Origin of the sequence: Achromobacter sp. GbtcB20, assembly GCF_019091095.1 — a bacterium.
GTDB lineage: Bacteria > Pseudomonadota > Gammaproteobacteria > Burkholderiales > Burkholderiaceae_B > Achromobacter > Achromobacter mucicolens.
In genome coordinates, this window is record NZ_JAGXJZ010000055.1 from 1 (window position 1) to 2,541 (window position 2,541).

At 60.1% G+C, this 2,541-nt stretch carries 2 protein-coding genes and 3 tRNA genes; 1 reads left to right on the forward strand and 4 read right to left on the reverse strand.

What is annotated here, in order from left to right:
* The 4 genes from KVT32_RS27640 to KVT32_RS27655 form a co-directional block, all read right to left on the reverse strand.
* On the reverse strand, positions 1-364 hold a 364-nt coding region (locus KVT32_RS27640; protein ID WP_217619144.1), incomplete at its 3' end, for an Arm DNA-binding domain-containing protein.
* Positions 365-588: 224 nt separating this feature from the next.
* Positions 589-664 (reverse strand) — tRNA-Gly (locus tag KVT32_RS27645).
* Between the two features lie 162 nt (positions 665-826).
* Positions 827-902: transfer RNA gene (locus KVT32_RS27650), tRNA-Gly, on the reverse strand.
* A 216-nt stretch (positions 903-1,118) separates the two neighbouring features.
* Positions 1,119-1,194 (reverse strand) — tRNA-Gly (locus KVT32_RS27655).
* A 205-nt stretch (positions 1,195-1,399) separates the two neighbouring features.
* On the opposite strand from KVT32_RS27655, the gene murB reads away from it, so the two are divergent.
* Positions 1,400-2,443 (forward strand): UDP-N-acetylmuramate dehydrogenase, encoded by a 1,044-nt coding sequence (murB, locus tag KVT32_RS27660; protein ID WP_217619145.1) that lies wholly within the window; start codon positions 1,400-1,402, stop codon positions 2,441-2,443.
* Positions 2,444-2,541: the final 98 nt, after the last annotated feature.

Below are 2,541 nucleotides of genomic sequence, written 5' to 3' on the forward strand. Positions count from 1 at the left end.
TGTTCCTGCCCTCCTTGATTTCCTTGCGGCGATGCTCGACCCACGCATCGAAGCCGGCCTTGAAGGTGTAGTCGGCCGCAAGCTTGACCGCGTGTCGCTTCTGTTTCCGATCGGTATGGGGGTTGACGCCCTTTGCCAGAAGCGCCCGGGCTTCGTCGCGCAAGGTGCGCGCTTCGCGCAAGCCGATCTCGGGGTAGTTCCCCAGGGAGGTGCGCTTTTGCTTGCCCAGCCAGTAATAGCGCAAATGCCACGACTTGCCGCCGGTGCGGGCGACCACCAGGCCGAGGCCATCGGTGTCGGGGATGCTGTAGGTTTTCTCGGCGGCCTTGGCTTGCCGCACGGTCAGATCAGAGAGTGTCATCATCAAGCTCCTAAGTCTTGGACTTAGGCCCGATGCTGCTTGTCATCCCGATCCAACCCCAGCAACAACCCGGAACCGGCACGACCCGCATTCTTTGGCCTTGTTTTTGGCCTCAAAAATGGTGGCTGTCAGTGGACTTCCGTGGCTTTCGCTGGAATGAAAAAAGGAGCCGAAGCTCCTCTTTTCAATGACTTACAGACGTCAGTGGAAGTCTGTAGATCATAAATTGGAGCGGGAGACGAGTCTCGAACTCGCGACCTCAACCTTGGCAAGGTTGCGCTCTACCAACTGAGCTACTCCCGCGGGGGTACTACTTTGCTGTACTACTTTGCCGTACTGCTTTGCGGTACAGCTTTCCCACTGCTTTATTTGCTTTTAGTGAAAGCCTGCATTGGTATCAGGGCTGTTCAGCAAAGAAAGCGATTGTACATGCTTTTTAGGGTCTTTGCACTGCAGATCGAAATCTGGAGCGGGAGACGAGTCTCGAACTCGCGACCTCAACCTTGGCAAGGTTGCGCTCTACCAACTGAGCTACTCCCGCATTTGCACACTGACCGCATCGCTGAGGGTCCGTTTGAATCTTGAGAATTCTGGCGGCTGGCCGATCAGCGAGGCGAGAGTATACATTAATTTTTTCATCCATCAAGCCGATGCGCCTGCGTTGGCGAACCCGGTGTTTCAGGCATGAAAAAAGGGCCTTTCGGCCCTTGCTTTCAACGATTTGCAGCGATTTGAAAAAGCGCTGCAGATCAAAATCTGGAGCGGGAGACGAGTCTCGAACTCGCGACCTCAACCTTGGCAAGGTTGCGCTCTACCAACTGAGCTACTCCCGCATTGGTTCCGTAAACTGCCCAGAACCGCTTTTCTTATTCACTCTGACCAACTTGGTTATCGATCAGAAGGCGCGCAGTCTAGCACGATTTTTTGAGCTTGTCCTGAGCCGGTCTGGCTGGCTGCGATTTACGCTGTAAATCGGGTCAAGCACTCAATCAAGTAAACTGAGCGAAGACAGAAACTATAGCATACCTCGTAGCACTCATGTCAAATTCCTTCGCGGGATCCGCGCCCGATTCCTTGTCTTCGTCCGTGCAGGACCTCACTGGTCTGAATACGTTGGGACTGGCATCGCGGGCCGATGCGTTCGTCGCGCTGCGCGAGCCCGCGCAATTGCCCGCGTTGTCCGCCCTGGCGCAAACGGCGCCGTCGTTGCTCGTGCTGGGCGGCGGCAGCAACGTGGTGCTGCCCGAGCGCGTGCCCGGCCTGGTTGCGCGCGTGGCCTTCCAAGGTGTGCGGCTGCTGGAATCGCGGCCGGACGCGTGGATCGTCGAAGCGGCAGGCGGCGAGAGCTGGCATGGATTCGTGTCGGCCTGCGTCGCGCAGGGATGGGATGGCCTGGAAAATCTGGCGTTGATCCCCGGCACCGTGGGCGCGGCGCCCGTGCAGAACATCGGCGCCTATGGCGTCGAGCTGCAGGAACGCCTTCACAGCCTGACGGCTTGGGATGTGCGCGAGGCGCGCTTTGTGGAAATGCAGGCGGCCGATTGCCAGTTCTCGTACCGCGACAGCGTGTTCAAGCATGATGCGCCCGGGCGCTGGATCATCGTGAGCGTGCGCTTTGTCTTGCCGCGGCCGTGGCGGCCGGTGCTGGCGTATCCCGATCTGCAACGCCATCCGCGGCTGTCGGGCGCATCGCCCAGCGCGCGCGATGTCTTCGATGCGGTGTGCGAGATCCGGCGCGCCAAGCTGCCCGATCCCGCGGTCACGGGCAATGCCGGCAGCTTCTTCAAGAATCCCATCGTGCCGGCCGCCCAGCGTGACGCGTTGGCGCAGCGCTTTCCTGGCCTGGTGTCGTACGCGCAGGCGGACGGCCGCTTCAAGCTGGCCGCAGGCTGGCTGATCGATCAGTGCGGCTGGAAGGGAAGGGCGCTGGGGGCGGCGGGCGTGCATGACCGCCAGGCGCTCGTGCTCGTCAATCGCGGGGGCGCCACCGCCGCAGACATCATGGGATTGGCGCGCGCGGTGCAGGATGCGGTGGCCGATCGCTATGGCGTGCGCCTGGAGCCCGAGCCGGTCGTGGTGTGACCGGGCAGGCATTCCGGCATGAAAAAATCTATGGTCAGCCCGATTTTTGCAAGCGGGTTTGTGTTGGCGTAAATTGGGCTTTGCTCAAATCTATTCGG

Coding starts and splice junctions, on each gene's coding strand:
- murB (WP_217619145.1), top strand. CDS start 1,400: ATGTCAAATTCCTTCGCGGGATCCGCGCCCGATTCCTTGTCTTCGTCC.